The organism is Paraburkholderia flava (genome assembly GCF_004359985.1).
In the GTDB taxonomy this organism is placed as follows: Bacteria; Pseudomonadota; Gammaproteobacteria; order Burkholderiales; family Burkholderiaceae; genus Paraburkholderia; species Paraburkholderia flava.
The window spans coordinates 2,082,833-2,107,090 of record NZ_SMRO01000002.1; the positions used below are offsets into that span (position 1 = coordinate 2,082,833).

A 24,258-nucleotide genomic window follows, 5' to 3' on the forward strand; every position below is an offset into this window, starting at 1 on the left:
AAAAACGGAGCCGTCGAATGCGGCTCCTTCGAGGACCGACCATCATGTTGATGCTTCAATCCGACCTGCACGGCAATCATTTGCTCGGCGCACTGCCTTCCCATGAATGGCAAGCCCTGGCTCCCCATCTAGAACTGGTTCACCTGCGCACCGAGCAGTTGCTGTGCGATTCCGGCCAGCGCATCCATCACGTGTACTTCCCCACCACCGCGATCATCTCGATGCTGTCGACGATGGAAGACGGCGGCTCGGTCGAGATCGCCGCAGTCGGGCGTGAAGGCATGACCGGCGTTCCCGTGCTGACCGGCGGCGAAACGATGCCGAGCCGTGTGCAGGTGCAATGCGCGGGCTTCGCGTACCGGATGAGCGCGCAGGCGCTGAAGCAGCAGTTCGCGCGTTCGGACTTCCTGCGTCGTCTGATGCTGCTCTACATGCACGCATTGCTCACGCAGGTCGCACAGACCGCCGCATGCAACCGTCATCACTCGCTGAACAAGCAGCTGTGCCGCTGGCTGCTGATCGAGATCGACCGGGTCTCGTCGAACGAACTGACGGTCACGCAGCAACTGATCGCCGACATGCTCGGCGTGCGCCGCGAAGGCATCACCGAGGCCGCCGGCAAGCTGCACGACGAAGGGCTGATCCATCACAGCCGCGGTCACATCAAGGTGCTCGATCGACAGCGTCTCGAAGCGCGTGCATGCGAATGCTACGGGCTCGTGAAGCGCGAATTCGATCGTTTGCTGCCGCGCCTGCATCAGGCGGAAACGGTCAACTGATCTGACCGCCACGCTGCAGCCACGGTAACCAGAGGTAAAGACATGTTCCGCCATACCGCGCGTTGCCTCGACGCCCTGTTCGTCATTGCAGGCGCGTTGATCGCTCACTGGATGCGTTTCGGCCAGCCGCTCGCGCTCGGCGACGACGAGAAGCTGCTGATCGCGTTCAACTGTGTGCTCGTGCTGTTGCTGTTCCCGATCTTCGGCGTGTACGACACGTGGCGCGGCAAACCGCTGCCGTCGATGCTCGCACGCGTCGCGACTGCATGGTTCGTCGTCGTCGCGACCGGCCTCGTGCTGGTGTTCACGCTGCATCGGATGGACGCGCTGTCGCGGCTGTGGTTCGGCTGGGCGACGCTCGCGTCAGGCGCATTGATTGTCGCGACCAAGCTGATCGCGCATCTGTTGCTCGGTGTCGCGCGACGTCGCGGGATGAACTTCCGCACGGTCGCGATCGTCGGTGCACCAGGTTTCGCGCGCACGCTGCTCGCGCATCTCGAACGCGCGCCGCAGGCCGGTTTCCGGCCCGTCTGCGTGTTCGATACCGGTGCCGAAGCCGCGCATCTGCCGGCCGCGCCGATGCGCCGCATGCCGGTGTTCACCGACATCGACGCATTCGCGACGAAGGTGCGCACGGAGCACATCAACGAAGTGTGGCTCGCGTTGCCGCTGTCGGAAGAACACACGCTGTATCGCTTCACGCGCACGTTCCGCAACGACTTCGTGAACCTGCGTTTCATGCCCGACGTGCGCAGCCTGTCGCTGTTCAATCACACGCTCGTCGACGTGCTCGGCCTGCCGACGATCAACCTCACCGCGCCATCGGTATCGCCGGTGCAGATGTGGCCGAAGCTGATTTTCGATCGTCTGTTCGCGCTCGTCACGTTGACGATGCTCGCGCCGCTGTTCGCGGTGCTAGCGATCGCGATCAAGGCGACCTCGCGCGGGCCGGTGTTTTTCACGCAGGTGCGCAAGGGTGTCGATGGACGGCCGTTTCGCATCTACAAGTTTCGCTCGATGACCGTGCATCGCGAGGCGCACGGTCAGCTGACCCAGGCGTCGCGGCACGATGCGCGCGTGACGAAGCTCGGCGCGTTCCTGCGCCGCACGAGCCTCGACGAGCTGCCGCAATTCGTCAACGTGCTGTTCGGGCAGATGTCGGTCGTGGGACCGCGTCCGCACGCACTCGAACACGACGATCTGTACAAGGACCAGGTGTACGGCTACATGCACCGCTATCGCATCAAGCCCGGCATTACCGGCTGGGCGCAGGTCAACGGTTATCGCGGCGCGACGACGAAGATCGAAAAGATGGAATCGCGCGTGAAGTTCGATCTGTTCTACATCCATAACTGGTCGTTCGGTTTCGACATGCGGATCGTGCTGATCACGATCTTCAAGGGTTTTGTCGGCCGAAACGCCTATTGAACACGCTGATTTTCGGGGATTCACTGTGAAAGTGTCCGTGATCGTGCCGACCTGGCGGCGCATTAACGACCTCGCCCGCTGCATCGCCGCGCTCGACGCGCAGCGCCGCCTCGCGGACGAAGTGATCGTGGTCGTGCGCGCGGAAGACGGCGCGACGCTCGAATGGCTGCGCGCACGCGAAGCCGCACGACCCGACGCACGCCTGACGATCGCATTGATCGATCGTCCCGGTGTCGTCGCGGCCTATAACCGTGGACTCGACTGCGCGACCGGCGACGTCGTGTGCTTCACCGACGACGACGCCGCGCCGCACGCCGACTGGATCGAACGCATCGCGCGCGCGTTCGAGGACGACCCCGCTCTCGGCGGACTCGGCGGCCGCGACATCGTGCACGAACGCTACGGCGTCCTGCAGGGCGAGAAGCCCGTCGTGGGACTCGTGCGCTGGTACGGCCGCACGATCGGCAACCATCACATCGGCCACGGCCCCGCGCGCGAAGTGAACATCCTGAAGGGCGTGAACATGTCGTTCCGCCGCGACGCGGTCGGCACGCTGCGCTTCGATGCGCGGCTGCGCGGCAGCGGCGCGCAGGTGCATTGCGAAATGGCGTTCAGCCTCGACGTCGGACGGCGTGGCTGGACCCTCGTGTACGACCCGATGCTGCTCGTCGAGCACTACCCGGCGGCGCGCAGCGACGAAGACCAACGCTACACGTTCAACGATGTGGCGTACTACAACGCGTCGTTCAATCTCCGACTCATCCTCTGCGAACACCTGTCGCCATCAGGCCGATGGGCGTTCGTCGCGTACTCCGCATTGATCGGCGACCGCGCCGATCCCGGACTCGCACGTGCCCTGTCGCTCGCATTGCGCGGCGACGGACCGGGGCTCGCGCTGCGCAAATGGTGGGTCGGTCTGCGTGCAATGCGCGGAGCGTGGGCAGCAGCCGTCCGTCCGCAACAACCGTAGGAACCAGCAGGAACAATCGGCGTGAGCAATCACGCGGGGGATCATCGACATGAATATCAACAAACTCACCATCCTGCTCGCAGCGACATCGCTCAGTGCATGTTCGTTCGCGCCGGGACCGTATCTGGACAGCGACCGGCTCGACCAGACGACGATCCCGCAACGCAGTGCCGAACGCTACGTCGTGCGGCCGATCGACGTCGCGTACTTCCGTCAGGAACGCGCCGCGTACAAGCCCGCAGTGTGTCCGCTCACGTGCCTGACGCAGCAACTGCGCAAGCAGTACGAGTATCACATCGGTATCGGCGACCAGCTGACGATCATCGTCTGGGACCATCCGGAGCTGACCGGCACCGGCTTTTCGAGCGCGGTGACGCTGCCGCCTCTGCCGCCGGTCGGTCAGAGCGCCGGTGCGACCGGCATATCGAGCGCGGGTGCGGGCGGCACGACCGGGCCGTCGGCAAACGGCGCGGGTAGCGGTGGTGGCGGCGCCGAAGGCGGACTGACCGTGCGCGTCGCCGCGAACGGCACGATCTTCTTTCCGCGCGTCGGTCGTCTGCGCGTGACCGGCAAGTCCGTGCAGCAGATCCAGGAGATGCTCACGCACTCGCTTGCGCGCACGATCCGCGATCCGCAGATCGACGTGCGCGTGTCCGGCTACAACAGCCAGACCGTGCAGGTCACCGGCAACCTGCGCAACCCGACGCTCGAATCGATTACCGATTCGCCGCTCACCGTGCTCGATGCGATCAACCGCGCGGGCGGTGCGCAGCCCGATGCGGATCTGCAGAACGTCGGCGTCACGCGCAACGGCAAGCGCTATACGGTCGACGTCGCGGCACTGCTCGACACCGGCGATACGCAACAGAACGTGCTGCTGCAGGACGGCGACATCATCGACGTGCCCGACCGCTCGAACAGCCGCGTGTTCGTGCTCGGCGAAGTGATGAAGCCGACCTCGCTGCCGATGAACCGCGGCCGCCTGACGCTCGCCGACGCAATGACCGGCGCGGGCAGCCTCGATACCAAAACCGGCGATCCACGTTACGTGTACGTGATCCGCGGCGCGGACAAGACGTTGACGCCCGACGTCTACTGCCTCGACATGACCCAGGTCGACGCACTGATGCTGATGACCAAGTTCGAACTGCAACCGAAGGATGTCGTGTACGTGCAGGTCGCGAGTTCCGCGCGCTTCAACCGTGCGCTCGAACAGATCTCGCCGACGCTCCAGACGCTCTTCTTCACCCGCGAATTGACCCGCTAAGCCTCGCTACCGGATGGAGTAACACGATGGGTACCTATGACATGCTCGAGCATTCCCCGGCTGCGAGCGACGACGAAGATGCAGTCACGCGCGATCTGCTGCGGATGATCGTCGACCAGATCTGGTGGGTGATCGGCATCGCCGCATGCGTGATCCTCGCGTCGGTCGTCTACACGAAGATCGCGACGCCGATCTATTCCGCCGATGCGCTGATCCAGGTGGAATCGCAGACCGGCAACGCCAGCGGCACGGCGTCGCAGGCGCTGGCCGCGCTGGTGCCGTCGGCGGGCGCGATGCATACCGATGCGGAGATCGAGATCATCAAGAGCCGCGCGGTGGTCGAACCGGTCGTCGAGCAGTTCAAGCTGAACATCGCCGCGTCCGCGCACACGATGCCGATCCTCGGCAAGCTCACCGCGATGTTCGCGCAGCCGGGAAAACCGCTGCCCGCGCTGTTCGGGATGCGCTCGTATGCATGGGGCGGCGAACGCTTCGAACTCGATGCGCTGACCGTGCCGAAGTCGCTGCAGGGCGCGCGGCTCACGCTGCGTGCGCTCGGCGACGGACGCTACGAACTGCTCGACGCATACGGCCAGACGCTGCTGACCGGCCTCGCCGGTTTCGCGGCGAGCGGCGACGGCATCACGATCCGCGTCAACACACTGGTCGCGCGCGCCGGCACCGAGTTCTACGTCACGCGTCTGAATCAGCTCGATGCGGTCGCGCAACTGTCGTCGGGATTGCAGGTCGCGGAGAAAGGCCGCGAAACGGGTGTCGTGCAGCTGTCGTACATGGGCACCGATCCGCACGCGATCACCGCGATCGCGAACGCCGTGGCGGCGTCGTATCTGCAGCAACGCACCGAACGTGCGCAGGAAGAAGCGAGCCGCATGCTGTCGTTCCTGAACAGCGAGCTGCCGCGTCTGCGCGCGGAAGTGCATCAGGCGGAAACCGCGTTGTCCGATTACCAGTCGCGTGTCGGCTCGTTCCAGCCGACCCAGGAAGCGTCGGTGTATCTGTCGGGCGGGCTCGACTACGAGAAGCAGATCGCGTCGCTGCGGATCGCGCGTGCGCAGCTGCTGCAACGCTTCACCACGGAAAGCCCCGAAGTGAAAGCCGTCGATTCGCAGCTCGGCGCGCTGACCGACGAGAAGAACCGCTTCGAGGATCACTTCAAGACGCTGCCGAATTCCGAACGCGATGCGGTGGCGTTGCAACGTAACGCGAAGGTCGCCGAAGAGATCTACGTCGCGCTGCTGAACAAGACGCAGGAACTGTCGATCTCGCGTGCGGGCACGATCGGCAACGTGCATATCGTCGACGAGGCGCTGCTGCCGGCGGCGCCGGTGCGTCCGAAAGCCGCGTTGATTATCTCGGCCGGCACCGTGCTCGGCATCATCGCGGGCATCCTGTTCGCGTTCTGCCGCCGCACGTTTTTCACGGGCATCTCCGATCCGGAGTTCCTCGAACGCCGCTTCCAGATGCCGATTTTCGGTTCGATTCCGCTGAGTAACGAGCAGGCGCATCTCGACAAGCTCGCCGCGAGTGCGCGTGCGCTGTTGCCTCACGCACCCGCGCGCGCCGCCGGTTTGCCGGCGCTGCCGGGTGTGATCGCGCGGATCGTGCGTCCGCGTGCGGAGCCTGTCGTGCCGCCGACGCCGGTGCGTGTGAAGACCGGCACGCAGTCGGTGGTGCCGCGCGCGCGGCAGCCGGTGCGCTCGTTGCTCGCGATCACACGGCCGTTCGATATTTCAGTGGAAGGTCTGCGCGGACTGCGCGCGACGTTGCAGTTCGGACTGGTCGATGCGCCGAACCGGATCGTCGCGATCACGAGCCCGGCGCCGTCGGACGGCAAGAGTTTTCTGTGCGCGAACCTCGCCGCGCTGCTCGCGGAATCGGGCAAGCGTGTGCTGCTGATCGACGCCGACCTGCGGCGCGGCCGGCTCGAGCAATATCTCGGACGCTCGCAACATGGCGGTCTCACCGAACTGCTGACGGGCCAGGCGGACATCGAACTCGTCACGCGGCCGACCGGTGTCGAAGGGCTGCACTTCATCGCAGCGGGCGCGTACCCGCCGAACCCGTCGGAGATTCTGACGTCGGCGCGCTTCGCCGAGATGCTTGCGCTGTTCGAGCAGCAGTTCGATATCGTGATCGTCGATACCCCGCCGCTGCTCGCGGTGTCCGATGCGGCGATCATCGCGCATATCGCGGGATCGACGGTGATGGTGATGCGTGCGGGCGCGCATACGGAGCGGCATATCGCGGAGTCGCTGAAGAAACTGCGGCGGGCTCGGGCGCGGTTAATCGGTGGCGTGATGAATGCGGTGCCGTTGAAGAGCGGTGGACGGTATGGGACTTACGATTACGCGTATGCGTACACGTATACGTCGAGCGATCCTGCTGCTAACGAAGTCTCGAACTGAATGAAGGCGATGGCCGCATGCGTATCGTGGATGCGCATGCGGCTCGCCTTAGCCGCGATGACCGTGCCCGCTGCGTTCCGCTTCGCAGAGGAACGTGCCGGCGCCCGCGTTTACCTGGCCCGGATCAGCGCGGCAAGCCGCGCAACACCTTCGTCGATTTTGGCGGGCGGCACCGTGACGAACGACAGCCGCAGCGTGTCGTGCTGCGGATCGCTCGCGAAGAACGGTGCGCCCGGCACGAACGCGACGTTCTGCGCGACCGCTTCTTCGAGCAGCTTCATGCTGTCGATGTGCGCCGGCAGCGACACCCACACGAACATCCCGCCTTCCGGACGGTTCCAGCTGACGCCTTCGGGCATGTACTGCTTGAGTGCCGCGAGCATCGCTTCGCATTGATCGCGATACAGCGCGCGGATCGTCGGCACGTGCGTGTCGAGAAAACCGTCCTTCACGACTTCATGCACGATGCGCTGCGTGAAGCTCGGCGTGTGCAGATCGGTGGCCTGCTTGGCCTGCACGAGCTTGAAGTGCAATTCCTCGGGCGCGATGATGTAGCCGACCCGCAGGCCCGGCGCGAGCACCTTCGAGAACGAACCGAGATGCACGATGTGATCGGGTGCCATCGACAGCAACGTGGGCAGCGGCGTGCCCGCGTAGTCGAGTGCGCCGTACGGATCGTCTTCGATCACCGGGAACGGCGCGGTCTTCGCGAACGCGGCGAGCGCGCGGCGACGCTCGATCGGCAGGCGGCGGCCGGTCGGATTCTGGAAGTTCGGCTGTGCGTACAGCAGACGTGCACCCGCCGTGAGTTCGGGCGTGAGCGCTTCGGGGATCAGGCCGGCGTCGTCGGTCGGCACCTGCACGTAGCGCGGCTCGAACATCGAGAACGATTGCAGCGCGCCGAGGTACGTCGGCGTTTCGACGAGCACGGGGCTGTCCGGGCACACGAGCACCTTGCCGAGCAGATCGAGTGCCTGCTGCGAACCGGTCGTGATCAGCACCTGGCTCGGGCGGATCTGCACGCCGTCGGTGGAGTAACGCGCGGCAACCCATTCACGCAGCGGCAGATAGCCTTCGGTTGCGCTGTATTGCAGCGCGGCGGCCGGCGAATCGCGCAGGATGCGGTCGGACGCTTCGCGCATCCGTTCGGCCGGGAACGTGACCGGCGACGGCAGGCCGCCCGCGAACGAGATGACTTCGGGGCGCTCCGTGACCTTCAGGATTTCGCGGATCGCCGAGCTCGTGAGCTTGCGCGCGCGCACTGACAGTTGCCACTTCGGGGCTTGAAGGTCGCTTTGGTCCATAGTCTCCTCGTTGAGTTTGATACCGCCAATTTCAATGGACATGCTTCAGATGTGCAGCGCATGTCCCAGCGCGCGTAGTGCCGCTTCCTGGACCGCTTCGCCCAGCGTCGGATGCGCATGAATCGTCCCGGCGATGTCTTCGAGACGCGCGCCCATCTCAAGCGATTGCGAGAACGCGGCGGCGAGCTCCGATACCCCGTCGCCCACCGCCTGCCAACCGACGATCAGATGATTGTCTTTGCGCGCGACGACGCGAACGAATCCGTCGGTCGCCTCGAGGGTCATCGCGCGGCCGTTCGCCGCGAACGGAAACGCAGCGCTCTCGCATTCGAGACCGGCGGCCTGGGCTTCGCCTGGAGACAGGCCGGCGGTCACGATCTCGGGATCGGTGAAGCACACCGCCGGAATCGCCGCAGGCACGAAACGGCGCGTCTTGCCGGCGATCAGTTCCGCGACCATCTCGCCCTGCGCCATCGCGCGATGCGCGAGCATCGGTTCGCCCGCGAGATCGCCGATCGCCCACACGCCGCGCATCGACGTGCGGCATCGATCGTCGATACGCAGCGCCGCGCCGTTACGATCGAGTTGCAGACTCTCCAGCCCCCATCCCTGCGTGCGCGGTCGACGGCCGACCGCCACCAGCACGCGATCCGCAGGCAGCGCCGTCTCGACTCCGTCGGCGTCCTGCAAACGCACCGCGCCGCCGTCCGCGCTCAAGCCCAGCACCTTGTGTCCGAGCCGCAGCGTCATGCCCTTCTTGACGAGCGCATCGGCCACGGGCTTCACGAGTTCGGCGTCGTAGGCGGGCAGAATCCGCGGCTGCGCTTCGACGACGCTGACGTCGACGCCCAGTTTGCGATAGGCGGTACCCAGCTCCAGACCGATATAGCCCGCGCCGACCACGACGAGACGTTCCGGCAGCGTGGCCGGCGAGAGTGCTTCGGTCGACGACACGACCTTGCCGCCGAACGGCATCGACGGCAGCGCGGTGGGCTCCGAGCCGGCCGCCAGCAGCAGATGCTCGCACTGGACTCTCAGACGCTCGCCGCCACCGGTCGTGACCTCCACGCTCTTGCCGTCGATCACGCGCGCATCGCCCTGCACGACGCGGACGCCGTGCTTCTTCAGCAGCGCGCCCACGCCACGGGTCAGCCTCTGCACGATGCCGTCTTTCCAGGCGACCGTCTGCGCGATGTCGATTCGCGGTGCGTCGACCCGAATGCCGAGCGGCGACGCGCCGGCGTACTGCAGGGTCTTCTCGAACGCTTCGGCGGCGTGGATCAGTGCCTTCGACGGAATGCAGCCGATGTTCAGGCAGGTGCCGCCGAGACGTTCGCGCTCGACCAGCACCGTGGGGATGCCGAGTTGCCCGGCGCGGATCGCCGCGACGTAGCCGCCGGGGCCGCCGCCGATCACCAGCAGCGTCGTGGAGTCGATCTGGCTCATCTGGCTCATGAGGTCACTCCACGAAAAGCAGCGCGGGCTGCTCGAGTAGCGTCCGGATCGACTGGATGAAACCGGCTGCATCCATCCCGTCGACGACCCGATGATCGAACGACGACGACAGGTTCATCATCTTGCGCGCGACCACGGCGCCGTCGCGAATCATCGGTCGCTCGACCATCCGGTTCACACCGACGATGCCGACCTCCGGATGATTGATGACCGGTGTCGAGACGATCCCGCCGAGCGCGCCCAGACTCGAAATCGTGATGGTCGAGCCCGTCAGTTCGTCGCGGCTCGCCTTGTTGCCGCGCACGGCTTCCGCAAGCCGCGCGATGCCTTCGGCCATCGCCCAGACGTCGAGCGCTTCGGCATGACGCAGCACCGGCACGGTCAGCCCCGCATCGGTCTGGGTCGCGACGCCGACGTGCACCGCGCCGTAGCGCGTGACGACGCCCGCTTCGTCGTCGAAGCGCGCGTTGATCTGCGGGAAGTCGCGCAACGCGACGACCATCGCGCGGATCAGCAGCGGCAGCAGGGTCAGACGGCCGCGCGTCGACGCCCATCGTTGATTCAGCTGCGCGCGCAGCGCATCGAGTTCGGTCACGTCGATTTCCTCGACGTAGCTGAAATGCGGAATGCGCCGCTTGGCTTCCTGCATCTTGCGGGCAATTGCGCGACGCAGGCCGATCACCGGGACCGCCGTTTCGTCGGTACGCTCGACATAGCCCGCGCGCACCTGTACCCCGGACGACGCCCCGCCCTGCTGTGCGTGCGCATCGAGATCCGCGTGCGTGACGCGCCCGGCCTCGCCGGTTCCGTGCACGAAGCGCAGTTCGATACCCATGTCCCATGCGCGCTGGCGCACGGCGGGCGACGCCAGCGGCCGTTCGCCCGGCTGGCGCACAGACGCGCTCGAACGCGCGGTCTGTGCGACCTGTGCACCGCCCTGCGCGCCGCGTGCTGCCGGCTCGCGCCAGTCGTGGTGCGGAGCCGCTGCGACAGCCGGCGCGGAGACTTCAGAAGCGGTCTGCATCGGCGAGCCGGACACGGCTGCGCCGTTCGCGTGCGCAGCGGGCCGCGTCGCGTCGTTCGCCGCAGTCGCTGCCGCAGTGGCCGACACTGCGTGCCCCGCCGGATCGCCCTTCAGATTGCCCTCGCCCTCCACCTCCAGGCGGATCAGTTCGCTCCCGACCGCGAGCACTTCACCGACCTTGCCGCCGAGCGCAATCACCTTGCCCGCCACCGGCGATGGAATCTCGACCGACGCCTTGTCGGTCATCACATCGGCGAGCGGTCCGTCTTCCTTGACGATCTGCCCCACTTCCACATGCCAGGCACCTAGTTCCACTTCCGCAATGCCTTCGCCGATGTCCGGCATCTTGATCACACGTACACCCATCTCAGGCCTCCATCACGCGTCGTAGTGCTTCACCGATCCGGCTCGGTCCAGGGAAGTACGCCCATTCCTGCGCATGCGGATAGGGCGTGTCCCAACCCGTCGTGCGTTCGACGGGGGCTTCCAGGTGATAGAAGCAGTGCTCCTGGACGAGCGCGATCAGTTCCGCACCGTAGCCGCAGGTTCGCGTGGCTTCGTGCACGACCACGCAGCGCCGGGTCTTGCGCACCGAGTTGACGACCGTGTCGAGATCGAGCGGCCACAGCGTGCGCAGATCGATCACCTCTGCATCGATGCCGGTTTCTTCGGCGGCGGCAAGCGACACATGGACGGTCGTTCCGTAGGTGAGCACCGTCACCTCGCTGCCGGGGCGCACGATCGCGGCGGAGTCGAGCGGCACCGTGTAGTACCCCTCAGGCACCGCGCTCGCCGGATGCTTCAGCCACGATGTGACCGGCCGTTCGTGATGACCGTCGAACGGGCCGTTATACAGACGCTTGGGTTCAAGGAAGATGACCGGATCGTCGTTCTCGATCGCGGCGATCAGCAGCCCCTTCGCATCGTACGGATTCGACGGCATCACGGTGCGCAGTCCGCAGACCTGCGTGAACATCGCCTCGGGACTCTGGCTGTGCGTCTGCCCGCCGTAGATGCCGCCGCCGCAGGGCATGCGGATCGTCAGCGGTGCGATGAACTGTCCCGCCGAGCGATAACGCAGCCGCGCGCCCTCGGAGACGATCTGGTCCGACGCAGGATAGAAGTAATCGGCGAACTGGATCTCGCACACGGGCCGCAGACCGTACGCGCCCATCCCGACCGCCGCGCCGACGATGCCGCCTTCGGAGATCGGCGCGTCGAATACGCGCGACGTGCCGTATTTCGCCTGCAATCCTTCGGTGCAGCGAAACACGCCGCCGAAGTACCCGACGTCCTGGCCGAACACCACGACGTCGTCGTCGCGCCCGAGCATCACGTCCATCGCCGAGCGCAGCGCCTGGATCATCGTCATCGGCTTCGTGGCCGAACCTGTTTCATTGTGTTCCGCCATGATCAGACTCCGAGTTGTTGACGTTGCCGGCGCAGATGCTCGGGCATGTCCTTGTAGACGTCGTCGAACATGCTGGCCGGGCTCGACACGCGTTCGTCGATCAGCGTGCCGTAACGTTCGGCCTCCTTCTGTGCGGCCATCACCTCGGCTTCGAGCGACGCGACGAGTTCGTCGTGCGTGCGGTCCGACCAGATCCCCTTCGCGTTGAGGTGCTTGCGGAAACGCGCGATCGGGTCGCCTAGCGGAAAATCGGTCCAGTCGTCGCCGGGACGGTATTTGGACGGATCGTCGGAGGTCGAATGACCGCCCGCGCGATAGGTCACCCACTCGATCAGCGTCGGTCCGAGATTGCGGCGGGCACGTTCCGCGGCCCAGCGCGACGCGGCGTACACCGCGAGAAAATCGTTGCCGTCGACACGCAGCGAAGCGATCCCGCAACCTACCCCTCGACCGGCGAACGTCGTCCCCTCGCCACCGGCGATCGCCTGGAAAGTCGAGATCGCCCACTGGTTGTTGACGACGTTCAGCACCACCGGCGCGCGATAGACATGCGCGAACGTCAGTGCCGTGTGGAAGTCGGCCTCGGCGGTGGCGCCGTCGCCGATCCATGCGGACGCGATTTTCGTGTCGCCCTTGATCGCCGATGCCATCGCCCAGCCCACGGCCTGGATGAACTGCGTCGCGAGATTGCCGGAGATCGAGAAGAAGCCGGCTTCCCGATCCGAATACATCACGGGCAGTTGACGGCCCTTCAGCGGATCGCCCTCGTTCGACATCAGCTGGCACATCATGCCGACCAGCGAGACTTCGCGTGCGACGAGAATGCTCTGCTGCCGGTAGGTCGGAAAACACATATCGCCGGGCGCCAGTGCGAGCGCATGCGCGGAGCCGATCGCCTCTTCGCCGAGGCTTTGCATGTAGAAGGAGATCTTTTTCTGACGCTGGGCGATCAGCATGCGCGCATCGAAGATGCGCGTCTTGAGCATCGCCCGCATGCCGGCGACCAGTTGTTCGTCGCTGAGATCCGGAGCCCACGGGCCGACGGCCCGGCCCTCGTCGTCCAGCACGCGGACGAGGCTGTATGCGAGATCGCTGGTTTCGACGGCGCCGACATCGATCGGCGGTTTGCGCACCGACCCGGCCGGCGACAGGTGCAGATAGGAAAAATCGGTTCTGCAGCCCGGGCGCCCGGTCGGCTCGGGCACATGCAGGCGCAATGGCTCATGCACGCTCATTGGGTGGTCTCCACGCTTGATTGTGTCTCACGTTGTCAGGGTGGCTGCCGGGGATAGCCGGCGAGTCGCCTTGCCCGCGCGCGCGGTAGCGCGCACAGACGTCATAAGAGTGTAGGTAAAGGACCGACGGGGTTCGATGCCCAACCCGCTCAATCGCACTGAGCCTGTTTGCCACGATGCGCTGCAACGAAGCACGGCAAAGACCGGCTCAGGCGATACGTTCGTCCCCCAGCGTCCCCGCGTGATAGGCCGCGAGAAACGCATCGAAGTTGCCGATCTGCGAGCGCTCGAGCCGCACCTGGCTGTCGAGCGACGCCGCCGCGATGCGCTCGAACTCCGCCTCGGTCGCGGGCGGCAACGGACTCGTGCGAAACCGCTGCGCATGCGCGCGGCTCTGCTGCATGCCGAAGTTGAAGAACGCGCCCCGGCTGCCGCTGCCGATCTCGCGCATCGCCTCCAGCACGCGCGCCGACGGCGTCAGCGCCGGATCGTCGAGCTTGCCGCGCTGTGCTTCCAGCGCGTTCGATACGATGCGATCGCCGCGCTGCCTGTCGAGCAGCCCCGCCGTCTCGCCGATACGCGCGAGCAGGTCGTGTCCCCATTCGCGCAGCGTGACCGGCTCGCCGCGACGCTGCAAGGCGAGCCCCGGCTGTCGCCCGAGCCGCGCGACGCGGGCGAAATTGAAGCGGTTCTCCTGTTGCGCGGCATCGCTCAGCAGCGGGCTGTCGTCGAGTGCGCAGAACAGCAGGAACGCATCGAGAAAACGCAGCGTCGCTTCGCCGACGCCATGCGGTGCGAACGGATCGATGTCGAGACAGCGCACCTCGACGTATTCAATGCCGCGCCGGCGCAATGCATCGACGGGCCGCTCGCCGCTGCGGGTCACCCGTTTGGGCCGGATCGTCGAGTAGAACTCGTTCTCGATCTGCAGCAGATTGGTGCTGAGTTGCAGCCACTCGCCGTCGTTCTTCGTGCCGATCGCCTGATACGGCGCATGCGGCTGGCTCACCGCGCGCGCGAGCCCGTCGATGTAGGCCTGCAGGTTGTCGAGCTGCGGCGTGAGCGCGGCCTGCGCGGAGTTCTGGTAGCCGAGATCGCTCATGCGCAGGCTCGTCGCATGCGGCAGATACAGCGTCTGTTCGTCGAACGTGTCGAGGCCGTGCGCCTTGCCTTCGACAAAACCCGCGGACAGCGCCGGCGATGCGCCGAACAGATACATCAGCAGCCAGCTATAGCGGTGGAAGTTGCGGATCAGCGCGATATAGCCTTCCGACTGCAGTGCGCGCGTGCCGTGCTGCGGATACGCGTCGTCGTGCAGCACGGCCCACACCGCGTCGGCCAGCGAATAGTTGTAGTGAATCCCGGCGATGCACTGCATCGCCTTGCCGTAGCGCAACGCGAGGCCGCGCCGGTACACGTGCTTGAGGATGCCGATATTCGACGTGCCGTACCACGCGATCGGAATCCCGCAGTCCGGTTCGAGCGGACAGGGCATCGACTGGCTCCACGGCATTTCGTCGCCGAGCCGCGCGCACGCGAAGCGATGAATCTCGTCGAGACGCGCGAGCACGTCGGCCGCGTCGTGCTGCGGCGGCGTGATGAATTCGAGCAGCGGCTCCGCGTAGTCGGTCGTCACGTACGGATGCGTGAGCGCCGAGCCGAGCTGCCGCGGATGCTGCGTCATCGCGAGCCGGCCCTGCACATCCACCCGCAGCGTTTCGCGTTCGATGCCGCACAGCCCTTCGCCGAGCAGCGACAGATGCCCCGCATCGCCCAGCGCCGCGAGCCGGCGCCGGTACGGGGTCACCGTCCACGCATGTCCCGTCATGTTCTCCAGTGACATCGCCTGCCTTCCTTTCCTGTCGACATGGTCGCCCGCGCGCTTGCCGCTGCGCGGGTGCCGGAATCACGATATGGCGAAACGTTCAGTCGAGCGGACTCTTCGGCCGTGGCAGGCCGATGTTCTCGCGCAACGTCGAACCCTCGTAGCGGGTGCGGAACAGACCGCGCCGCTGCAACTCCGGCACGACCATCGTGACGAAATCGTCATAGCCGTCCGGAACCGTGTAGAACACGACGATGAAGCCGTCGCACGCTTCCGTCATCAGCCACTCTTCCATCTGGTCGGCGATCTCGGTGGGCGTGCCGACCATTTCGCCGGTGCCGGATTCCGCTGCGCGCTTCGCGAGTTCGCGCACTGTCAGCCCTTCGCGACGCGCAAGCGCGGCCCATTCGCGCTGGTTGCCCTGCCCCTGCTCGGTCGCGGGCAACTCGGGCAACGGCTTGTCGGGATCGAACTTCGACGCGTCGACGCCAAGGCGAATGGACAGATTCGGGATGTTGCTGTCGACATGCACGAGGTCGTCCATGAAGCGCTTTTTCGCGAGCGCTTCCTCGCGGGTCCGACCGACGTACACCTGATTGGCCGGCAGGACCTTTACGTGATCCGGGTTGCGTCCCGCAGCCTTTGCGCGCGTTTTCACGTCCTTGTAAAAGCTGCGACCGGTCTCGATGCTGCGCGCGTTGCCGAACACGAGATCCGCGGTTTCGGCGGCCATCTGGCGCGCTTCCTCAGATGCGCCCGCGAGCGCGATCACCGGCCATCCCTGCACCGGCCGCGCGACGTTGAGCGGCCCCTTCACCGAGAAAAACTTGCCCTTGTGATTGAGCGGCCGGATCCGCTCGAGATCGGAGAACACCGCGGCCTCCTTGTCCATCACAAGCGCATGATCGGACCATCCATCCCACAGCCCGGTCACGACCTTGAAGAACTCGTCGGCGCGCTCGTAGCGTTCGGCATGACGCAACGCGGTCTCCAGCCCGAAATTGAGTGCCGCTTCCGGGTTGACGGTGGTAACGATATTCCAGCCCGCGCGGCCGTTGCTCAGATGATCCAGCGAAGCAAAGCGGCGCGCGAGCAGATACGGATCTTCGTAGCTGGTGGTGCCGGTCGCGATCAGCCCGATGTGTTCCGTGCAGGCGGCAATCGCCGACAGCATCACGAGTGGATCGTATGACGTGATCGTGCCGCTGCGTTTCAGCGCGTTGGGCGGCATCGGCATCACGGCGAGATGATCGGCCGTGAACACGGCATCGAAACAGGCGTGCTCGAGCTTCTGCGCCAGCGACTTGATGACGGGCCAGCTGAAGTTCGCATTCGTCGGCGCATTCGGGTGCCGCCACCACGCGGTATGCAGGCAGATCGGGCGCATGAATCCGCCCAGGCAGAGCTGTTTATTCATGGGATTTCCTTTCTTGCAAGCGAATGAGCGACGGAGTAAGCAAGCGAATAAGCGAGGCCATGAACGGGTGCGTTCCGGATCGAGGGTTCGGTATGAAGGCTCATGCGTCAGCGGGCAGCGCGGCGAAAGCGCGTGAAGCCGGCATCGAGATCGGCGAGCAGGTCGTCGACGTCTTCGAGCCCGATATGAAAACGCAGACATGGGCCGCCTGGCTGCCAGTGCGTCGCGCTTCGATAAGCCGCGCAGTCGAACGGGATGGCGAGGCTCTCGAAGCCGCCCCACGAATAGCCCATGCCGAAATACTTCAGGCCTTCGAGCAGGTCGGCCACCGCCTGCGCGGGCGCCGGCTGCAAGACGACCGAGAACAGTCCGGTGGCGCCCCGGAAGTCGCGCGACCACAGCGCGTGCCCCGGGTCCTGTTCGAGCGCCGGATGCCACACGCGCTGCACCTCCGGCCGCTGCGCGAGCCAGCGCGCAACGCGCAGCGCGTTCGCCTGATGCTGCCGCAGGCGCACCCCTAACGTGCGCAAGCCGCGCATCGCGAGGAACACGTCGTCGGGGCTCACGCACTGGCCGGTGTCGCGGTGATACTGCTCGAGCGCGGGCAACGCGCGCGGCGACGCGGACACCATGCCGATCATCACGTCCGAATGACCCGCGATGTATTTGGTGCCGGCCTGAACGACGAGATCGACGCCGTGCGCGATCGCATCGAAGAACAGCGGCGTCGCCCACGTGTTGTCCATCGCGACGAGCAGACCCTGGTCGTGTGCGCACGCCGTCAGGCGCGGAATGTCCTGCACTTCCATGCTCTGCGAGCCCGGCGCCTCCAGGTAGAGCAGCTTCGTCGACGGGCGGATCAGCGCCGTCAGCGCATCGTTCGAGATCAGCGGATCGAAGTAGGTCGTCTCGATGCCGAGCCGGCTCAGCACGGCATCGCAGAAGTGCCGCGCGGGCCGGTACACGGAATCGGTCATCAGCAGATGATCGCCGGCCGCGAGGCACGACGACAGCGCCGTCGACACCGCGGCAAGACCCGACGAACACAGCACCACGCCGGCACTGTGATCGAGCGCGCGCAGCGCGTCCTGAAACGCGACCGAGGTCGGCGTGCCACGTCGTCCGTAGATATACGGCTGGCGGTAGCCAAGCAGATCGTCGACGGTCGGCGCGAGCACCGTCGAGCCGCGATAGACCGGCGGATTGATGAAGCCGTGATAGCCGAACGGATCGCGTCCGCCGGTCACGAGCGTCGTGTCCTGCGCCTCGGTGTCGTGCGAAACCGCAGAAGAGGTCTGCATGGCTCAGTCCTTGACGATCCGCACCGCGCCGCGCGCGGCGCTCGTCGTCGTCGCCGCGTAGGCCTTCAGCGCAGTGGACACCCGCCGCTGCCGCGCGCCCGGCTTCCACGCCTGCGCGCCGCGCGCGTCCATCGCTGTGCGGCGGCGCTGCAGTTCGTCGTCGCTGATCGCGAGATGGACCGAACGGGCCGGGATGTCGATCACGATCGGGTCACCGTCTTCGATCAGCCCGATCGCGCCGCCCTCTGCCGCCTCGGGCGACACATGGCCGATCGACAGTCCCGACGATCCCCCGGAGAAGCGCCCGTCGGTGATCAGCGCGCACAGCTTGCCGAGCCCCTTCGACTTCAGATAGCTGGTCGGGTACAGCATCTCCTGCATGCCGGGTCCGCCGCGCGGTCCTTCGTAACGCACCACGACCACATCACCCGGTCCGACCGCCCCGCCGAGAATGCCTTCGACCGCCGTGTCCTGGCCTTCGAATACCCGCGCGGTGCCGGTGAACGTCAGCATCCCCGCGTCGACCCCGGCGGTCTTCACGATGCAGCCGTCGAGCGCGATGTTGCCGGACAGCACCGCGATGCCGCCGTCCCGCGAAAACGCATGCTCGACGTCGCGAATACAGCCGGCCTGCCGGTCGATATCGAGCGTGTCGTACTGGTTGTCCTGGCTGAATGCCTGCTGGGTCCGCACGCCGCCCGGCCCTGCGCGGTAGAAGCGCGTCACGGAATCGACCCGGTTGACCATCACGTCCCAGCGCGCCAGCGCATGTCCGACGCTCGGCGAATGAATCGTCGGCAGATCGGTGTGGATCAGTCCGCCTCGCGCAAGCTCCGCCATGATGCCGATCACGCCGCCGGCCCGATGCACGTCCTCCATGTGCACGTCGTGCACGGACGGCGCGACCTTGCACAGCACCGGCACGTTACGCGACAGCCGGTCGATGTCGCTCATCGTGAACGGCACCTCGCCCTCGTGGGCCGCGGCCAGCAGATGCAGCACCGTGTTGGTCGAACCGCCCATCGCGATGTCGAGCGTCATCGCATTTTCGAAGGCCTTGAAGCTCGCGATCGAACGCGGCAGCGCGCTCGCGTCGTCGTGCTCGTAGTAACGGCGCGCGAGTTCGACAATGGTGCGGCCCGCGTCGAGAAAGAGCCGCTTGCGTTCGACGTGGGTCGCGAGCACCGAGCCGTTGCCCGGCAATGCGAGGCCGAGCGCTTCGGTCAGGCAGTTCATCGAGTTCGCCGTGAACATGCCGGAGCAGGAGCCGCAGGTCGGACACGCGACCTCTTCGACCGCATGGACCTCCTCGTCCGATACGTCGTCGGCGGCCGCGACCACCATCGCGTCGATCAGATCGAAGGCGCGTCTTTTTCCCTTGAATACCATCTTGCCCGACTCCATCGGGCCACCCGATACGAACACGACCGGGATGTTCAGACGCAGCGCCGCCATCAACATGCCCGGCGTGATCTTGTCGCAGTTGGAGATGCACACCATCGCATCGACGCAGTGCGCGTTGATCATGTATTCGACACTATCGGCGATCAGGTCGCGCGACGGCAGGCTGTACAGCATGCCGTCGTGTCCCATCGCGATGCCGTCGTCCACGGCGATCGTGTTGAACTCCTTCGCGACCGCGCCGGCTTTCTCGATTTCCCGGGCCACCATCTGCCCCAGATCCTTCAGGTGGACGTGACCCGGCACGAACTGCGTGAACGAGTTGACCACCGCGATGATCGGTTTGTCGAAATCGGCGTCGGTCATGCCGGTGGCCCGCCACAAACTGCGGGCGCCCGCCATGTTGCGGCCCTGGGTGGAAGTGCGTGATCGATAGGTTGGCATCTGTGTCCCTGGATATTGCTGGTTTCAACGTAAAACAGCGCGCGGTAGACGCGCTCAATGTGGTTTCGACTGCGGCGCCTGCGACTCGACACTCCAGTCGTTATCGTTCTTCGCGAGCCCCGGCAGCACGAACGACAGGATCTTGCGGCGATCGAGTTCCGGCGACTGGCTCAACCGGTATTCGATCGCGGTCAGCTTCACCGCGATCGATCTGAGCGCCTGCGTCAGCCGTTCGTACCCGCCCTCGAAATAGAACTTGCCGCCGCGGCTCGCGACGACACCGTGCCGCGACAGATAGTGAAACAGCGCAACCGACGAGCGCGCGTCGTAGTTGTCCTTCGGCGGCGCCTGCAACGGATAGCGAATCAGCCGTTCGGCGAGAATGTATTGAATCGATGCGCGCAGCACCGGGTCCGTCGACTCCAGCCGCGACAGCGCGAGGATCGACAGGATGTCGACCCGCAGTTCCTCGGCACCGGCGCCATTGCGCGTGCTCTTTGCGTCGAGATGCTGCGGAATGGGCAGGAAGCCGACGCGGTGATGGTGCTCGTGCATGTGAACCCAGATCGCGCTCGCCTGCATCAGCAGATCGTCGTCCGCGTTCACGAGATCCGGGAACGCGGTGGGCGACCACGACGCCTCGATGGCCGGCCGCGTATGGTTTCTGAACCGGTCGACGAACTTGTCGATGAAGTAGTAGGCCTTGTGATACGCCTGCAGATCGGCCTGGATGAAGTTCTCGCCGAACACCGCGACGGCGAGCGGATTCCTGAAGCCGTCGGTGCAGGTCCGGACCTGCACGGGGAGCGCGTTACCGTCGGGCGCGATCGACAGCACGCTCGGCGGAATCGGCACCGGCACGACGGCGGCCGCTTCGAGAAACGCTTCCGCGTTGTACGGCACGTCGAAGAATCCGAGGATGAACCCCGGGTCGACCGAGTAAGTCAGATCCAGCAGCCGGCCCGATGCGAGCACGCGATTTTCAAGCGTGACCAGCAGTGCCCGCACATGCGGGTTGTCCGAGTACACGCTGAGATGGGCGCGCGCGCAGCGTTCAATACGCGCGACGTCGGAACGGAATCCGCCCGCCAGGATTTCATGGCGACATCGGTTCGTGGCCTGTACGATTTCCGGTTTCATGTCGTTGTCCCTCGATGATTGACGGCACGTTCGCGCAGCGCGCTACACGTGCCTGAAGCCGCGATCCAGATAGACGAGACTGTTCCCGTCGCGCGCCGCGCCGTGCATCGCCAGCACTTCGCCGACGAGCAGCTGATGCGTCGCCGCGTGCATCGTCGAGACGAGCCGGCAGTCGAATGCCGCGTGCGCCGTCGCGAGAACCGGCGAACGCGTGACCAGCTCGCCCCACTCGCCCACGCTGAAGCGGTCGTCGCGCTGCAATGTCGTGCGGCCGGCGAACACGTCTGCGAGAAACTGGTCGTCGGCGCCGAGCGTATTCACGCAGAACACCTCGTTCGCGAGCAGCCGCTGCGCCGACACGCTCGTGCGGTTCAGCGACACCAGCACCGTCGGCGGTTCGTCGGAGACCGACAGCACCGCAGTTGCGGTCAGGCCGCAGCGCCCCGCCGCGCCATCGCTGGTCAGGATGTGAACGGCCGCGGGAACGCGGCTCATCGTGTCGCGAAACTGCTCCCGCAACAGCCCCGCCAGCGCGTCGGGGCACAGCGCGATGTCGTTGTGCATGATCTGCATCCTTTTCATGAACGTGTCGAAGGCATCCGCGAACGGCGCCTCACCGGTTCACCAGCGCCTTCGGTAACGACAGCGCGAGCAGACCGCCCAGCGCCATAAACGCGGCGAGCACGTACATGCCCGCGCTGTTCGACGCGGTGATCTGGCGCAGCAGCCCCACCAGGTACGGTCCGAGAAAACCCGCGAGGTTGCCGATCGAATTGATCATCGCGATCCCGGCCGCCGCCGCCGCGCCGCCGAGAAATGCGGTGGGCAGACTCCAGAACAACGGGATGGCCGTGAGAATGCCCATCGTCGCGAGCGTCAGCGCGGCGATCGCGAGCGCGGTTTCGTGCGCCCATGCAACAGACAGCACGAAGCCCACGGTACCCATCGCCGCCGGCAGCGCCAGATGCCAGCGACGCTCACCGCGCCGGTCGGAACTGCGCGCGATGACCATCATCGCCACGACCGCCGCGGCATAGGGCACCGCCGACAGCAGGCCGATCGTGAACGGATCGGCGACGCCCGTCGTCTTGATCAGCGTCGGCAGCCAGAAGCCGACGCCGTACAGTCCGACGACGAACGAGAAATAGATGAGACACATCAACCAGACTCGCGGACTCGTCATCACCGCACCGAACGACAGATGCGCCTTGCCGGCTTCCTCGTTGCGGATGTTGCGTTCGAGCAGGTTGCGTTCGTCGGCGCTCAGCCACTTCGCCTGCGAGATGCGGTCGTCGAGCGCGACATACACCAGCAGACCGGCGAGCACGGACGGCAACCCCTCGATCAGATACAGCCATTGCCAGCCGTGCCAGCCGTTGACGCCGTCGAAGGTCTTCAGCACATAGCCGGACACCGGACCGCCGATCACACCCGACAACGCGACAGCCGTCATGAACACGGTCGTCATGCGGCCGCGCCGGTGGGCCGGATACCAGTACGTGAGGTAGAGGATCACGCCGGGAAAGAACCCGGCTTCCGCGACGCCGAGCAGGAAACGCATCAAATAGAACATCGTCGGGCTCGTGATGAACATCATCGCCGCGGACACGATGCCCCACGTGATCATGATCCGCGCGATCCAGACTCGCGCGCCGACGCGATGCAGGATCATGTTGCTCGGCACCTCGAAGATGAAATAGCCGAGGAAGAAAATGCCGGCGCCGAGGCCATAGGCCGCATCCGACAACCCGAGGTCGGCCGCCATCTGCAGCTTCGCGAAACCGACGTTGACGCGGTCCAGATACGAAACCAGATAGCAGACGAGCAGCAGCGGCGTGAGCCGCCACGACACCTTGCGGTAGACGTTCTCCTCGAACGCCTGCGACACGCCCGAAAGCGCGGATACGACTGTCTCCATGGTGCGTCTCCATTTGATTTATTGTTCCCGCGATACGCGGGAATTTCTCCGGCCCACACTCTGGGGTGCAATGAGCCGGGGCTGCGCGGACACAGCCGGCAGCAGGTTCAGTTTGCGAAAACAGGCGTAACGGCTTTAGCCGGCCGAAAATCGCAATCTGCGCAATCTGCGAAGGCGTTACATATCGGGTATAAATCGGCGAATTGAATGGATTCGCACCATTTCATCTTTTTTATTGATCTTTTCTCGCGGAACGCGATAACCGGAACGAAATGAAGCAATTCTTTCCCGAGCAGTATCGAACTTTTTCATTGCGATAATCTCCTGATCTCTGACCCGTGTACGGGCAGATATCGATGCCTGATGTTTTTTGGAATCATGGACACACTGCGGGAGCGAACGCTCTTGTGGAGCGATTCCCGCATACTGCAACTCACTACGACGTCGAAGCGATCCCGACTACGCCTGCTACTCTTCTTCCAGCATCCGTTCGCGCAGCATGTGCATCTGCGCGAGCGTCCCGATACGGTAGGACTCGGACACGCCGGCATCGACGAGCCCGCGCTCCAGCAACTCACGGTAACGCGCGCTCGGGGCCGCCTCGTAAGACAGCGTGACCACGCCGCGATACGTGAGCGCGGCGATGCGCGTGACGACGCGTGCACCGTGCCCGATCTGCACGTCGACGAGGCAGCGCGCATAGCGGCCGGCGCTCACGCCCTCGCGAACGTCGAGTGCCTCCAGCAAACCCAGCGGCAACTCGTACAGTGCGCCCTCGACGCACGCCTGCACGGCCGGTTCGATATTCGCGCAGCAGACCGGTTCGCGCACCGACGCGTAGTTAAAGGCCAGCCGGTAACCGTCGAGCGTTGCCGCGCCCGCAAAGTACGGTGCGACATCGCAGCCGAGCGACGTCGCGAGACTCGCCTGATTCATGCAGGATCCGTACGCGAAATAGCCGAACCGGTCGTTGCGCACCGCGTCGCCCAGGTTCATCGACCGGCACGCCGCATCGGACAGGATCGAAGCGGGATGTTGAACGCGCGTCATCGGCTTATCCGGCGACGGGCACGCCGCCCAGCACGTAGTGGTCGTAGATCGATGAAATCGACCTGATCGAATCAAGCACGAAATCGCCGATCGGAATCTCGATCTTCAACGTTCGCTCGATGAAGATCACGAACTGCACGAGCGCCAGGGAATCGAGCAGACTGGCCTCGAGCAGGTCGGTATCGGCCGTCACGCCGACCGGCGCCGCCGGATCGACCCCTGCGAGAAAACCCTTCACCTCGTCGCTCAAACCGTCAAGACTCATCATCCTCGCCATGATCTCGCTCCCGGCATCCGCCTGAATGTCTTTTATTCGACCGGTACCACGCACGACTCTGTCTCAATAACCAGGAGACAGGAGTTGTCATTCATTACGACAGCAATTCGCTTCTTTAAATTTTCATTACAGTTTGAATAATTTCGATAAGCACGGATCAATTCATTCGCGATAAAACAAGGTACA

Annotated in this window: 19 protein-coding genes; 5 read left to right on the top strand and 14 right to left on the bottom strand. The window is 65.2% G+C overall.

Translation table 11 applies throughout. From position 1 onward, the window contains the following. Nucleotides 1-44 precede the first annotated feature (44 nt). The 5 genes from E1748_RS20800 to E1748_RS20820 are packed head-to-tail and all read left to right on the top strand — an operon-like array spanning nucleotide 45 to nucleotide 6,870. Nucleotides 45-779 carry a Crp/Fnr family transcriptional regulator gene (locus E1748_RS20800; protein ID WP_133649030.1) on the top strand — a complete coding sequence of 245 codons (735 nt, stop codon included), beginning with the start codon at nucleotides 45-47 and terminating at the stop codon, nucleotides 777-779. 42 nt (nucleotides 780-821) lie between these two features. Beyond that, nucleotides 822-2,207 (top strand): undecaprenyl-phosphate glucose phosphotransferase, encoded by a 1,386-nt coding sequence (locus E1748_RS20805; RefSeq protein WP_133649031.1) that lies wholly within the window; start codon nucleotides 822-824, stop codon nucleotides 2,205-2,207. 25 nt (nucleotides 2,208-2,232) lie between these two features. Continuing rightward, entirely contained in the window at nucleotides 2,233-3,177 is a 945-nt protein-coding gene (locus E1748_RS20810; protein ID WP_133649032.1) for a glycosyltransferase family 2 protein, read from the top strand. Between the two features lie 49 nt (nucleotides 3,178-3,226). Further along, nucleotides 3,227-4,444: a polysaccharide biosynthesis/export family protein gene (locus E1748_RS20815; protein WP_133649033.1), complete on the top strand. Its 1,218-nt coding sequence runs from the start codon at nucleotides 3,227-3,229 to the stop codon at nucleotides 4,442-4,444. A gap of 26 nt (nucleotides 4,445-4,470) precedes the next feature. Continuing rightward, a complete protein-coding gene (locus E1748_RS20820; RefSeq protein ID WP_133649034.1) occupies nucleotides 4,471-6,870 on the top strand; it encodes a polysaccharide biosynthesis tyrosine autokinase in 2,400 nt (799 codons plus the stop codon). Between the two features lie 110 nt (nucleotides 6,871-6,980). On the opposite strand, the gene E1748_RS20825 is transcribed toward E1748_RS20820, so the two are convergent. From E1748_RS20825 to E1748_RS20890, 14 genes are all read right to left on the bottom strand, one after another. After that, nucleotides 6,981-8,174 carry an aminotransferase-like domain-containing protein gene (locus tag E1748_RS20825; protein ID WP_133649035.1) on the bottom strand — a complete coding sequence of 398 codons (1,194 nt, stop codon included), beginning with the start codon at nucleotides 8,172-8,174 and terminating at the stop codon, nucleotides 6,981-6,983. A gap of 45 nt (nucleotides 8,175-8,219) precedes the next feature. Further along, nucleotides 8,220-9,620, bottom strand: a complete 1,401-nt coding sequence (gene lpdA, locus E1748_RS20830) for a dihydrolipoyl dehydrogenase (RefSeq protein WP_133649456.1) — start codon at nucleotides 9,618-9,620, stop codon at nucleotides 8,220-8,222. Nucleotides 9,621-9,633: 13 nt separating this feature from the next. Next, a complete protein-coding gene (locus E1748_RS20835; RefSeq protein ID WP_133649036.1) occupies nucleotides 9,634-11,019 on the bottom strand; it encodes a dihydrolipoamide acetyltransferase family protein in 1,386 nt (461 codons plus the stop codon). A gap of 1 nt (nucleotide 11,020) precedes the next feature. Beyond that, nucleotides 11,021-12,064 (bottom strand): alpha-ketoacid dehydrogenase subunit beta, encoded by a 1,044-nt coding sequence (locus tag E1748_RS20840; protein WP_133649037.1) that lies wholly within the window; start codon nucleotides 12,062-12,064, stop codon nucleotides 11,021-11,023. Between the two features lie 2 nt (nucleotides 12,065-12,066). Continuing rightward, nucleotides 12,067-13,299, bottom strand: a complete 1,233-nt coding sequence (locus E1748_RS20845; RefSeq protein WP_133649038.1) for a 3-methyl-2-oxobutanoate dehydrogenase (2-methylpropanoyl-transferring) subunit alpha — start codon at nucleotides 13,297-13,299, stop codon at nucleotides 12,067-12,069. A 208-nt stretch (nucleotides 13,300-13,507) separates the two neighbouring features. Then, entirely contained in the window at nucleotides 13,508-15,142 is a 1,635-nt protein-coding gene (gshA, locus tag E1748_RS20850) for a glutamate--cysteine ligase (RefSeq protein WP_240766698.1), read from the bottom strand. An 82-nt stretch (nucleotides 15,143-15,224) separates the two neighbouring features. Next, nucleotides 15,225-16,541, bottom strand: a complete 1,317-nt coding sequence (locus tag E1748_RS20855) for an LLM class flavin-dependent oxidoreductase (RefSeq protein WP_133649039.1) — start codon at nucleotides 16,539-16,541, stop codon at nucleotides 15,225-15,227. Between the two features lie 107 nt (nucleotides 16,542-16,648). Next, a complete protein-coding gene (metC, locus tag E1748_RS20860; protein WP_133649040.1) occupies nucleotides 16,649-17,842 on the bottom strand; it encodes a cystathionine beta-lyase in 1,194 nt (397 codons plus the stop codon). A 3-nt stretch (nucleotides 17,843-17,845) separates the two neighbouring features. Further along, a complete protein-coding gene (gene ilvD, locus E1748_RS20865; protein ID WP_133649041.1) occupies nucleotides 17,846-19,687 on the bottom strand; it encodes a dihydroxy-acid dehydratase in 1,842 nt (613 codons plus the stop codon). 54 nt (nucleotides 19,688-19,741) lie between these two features. Next, nucleotides 19,742-20,827: a DUF6421 family protein gene (locus tag E1748_RS20870; protein ID WP_133649042.1), complete on the bottom strand. Its 1,086-nt coding sequence runs from the start codon at nucleotides 20,825-20,827 to the stop codon at nucleotides 19,742-19,744. 42 nt (nucleotides 20,828-20,869) lie between these two features. Next, nucleotides 20,870-21,391 (bottom strand): flavin reductase, encoded by a 522-nt coding sequence (locus E1748_RS20875; RefSeq protein ID WP_240766699.1) that lies wholly within the window; start codon nucleotides 21,389-21,391, stop codon nucleotides 20,870-20,872. A 49-nt stretch (nucleotides 21,392-21,440) separates the two neighbouring features. Further along, nucleotides 21,441-22,745: an MFS transporter gene (locus tag E1748_RS20880; RefSeq protein ID WP_133649043.1), complete on the bottom strand. Its 1,305-nt coding sequence runs from the start codon at nucleotides 22,743-22,745 to the stop codon at nucleotides 21,441-21,443. A gap of 468 nt (nucleotides 22,746-23,213) precedes the next feature. Beyond that, nucleotides 23,214-23,795, bottom strand: coding sequence for a gamma-glutamylcyclotransferase family protein (locus E1748_RS20885; protein ID WP_240766701.1), 582 nt, complete (start codon nucleotides 23,793-23,795; stop codon nucleotides 23,214-23,216). A 4-nt stretch (nucleotides 23,796-23,799) separates the two neighbouring features. Next, nucleotides 23,800-24,072 carry an acyl carrier protein gene (locus E1748_RS20890; RefSeq protein WP_205965268.1) on the bottom strand — a complete coding sequence of 91 codons (273 nt, stop codon included), beginning with the start codon at nucleotides 24,070-24,072 and terminating at the stop codon, nucleotides 23,800-23,802. Nucleotides 24,073-24,258: the final 186 nt, after the last annotated feature.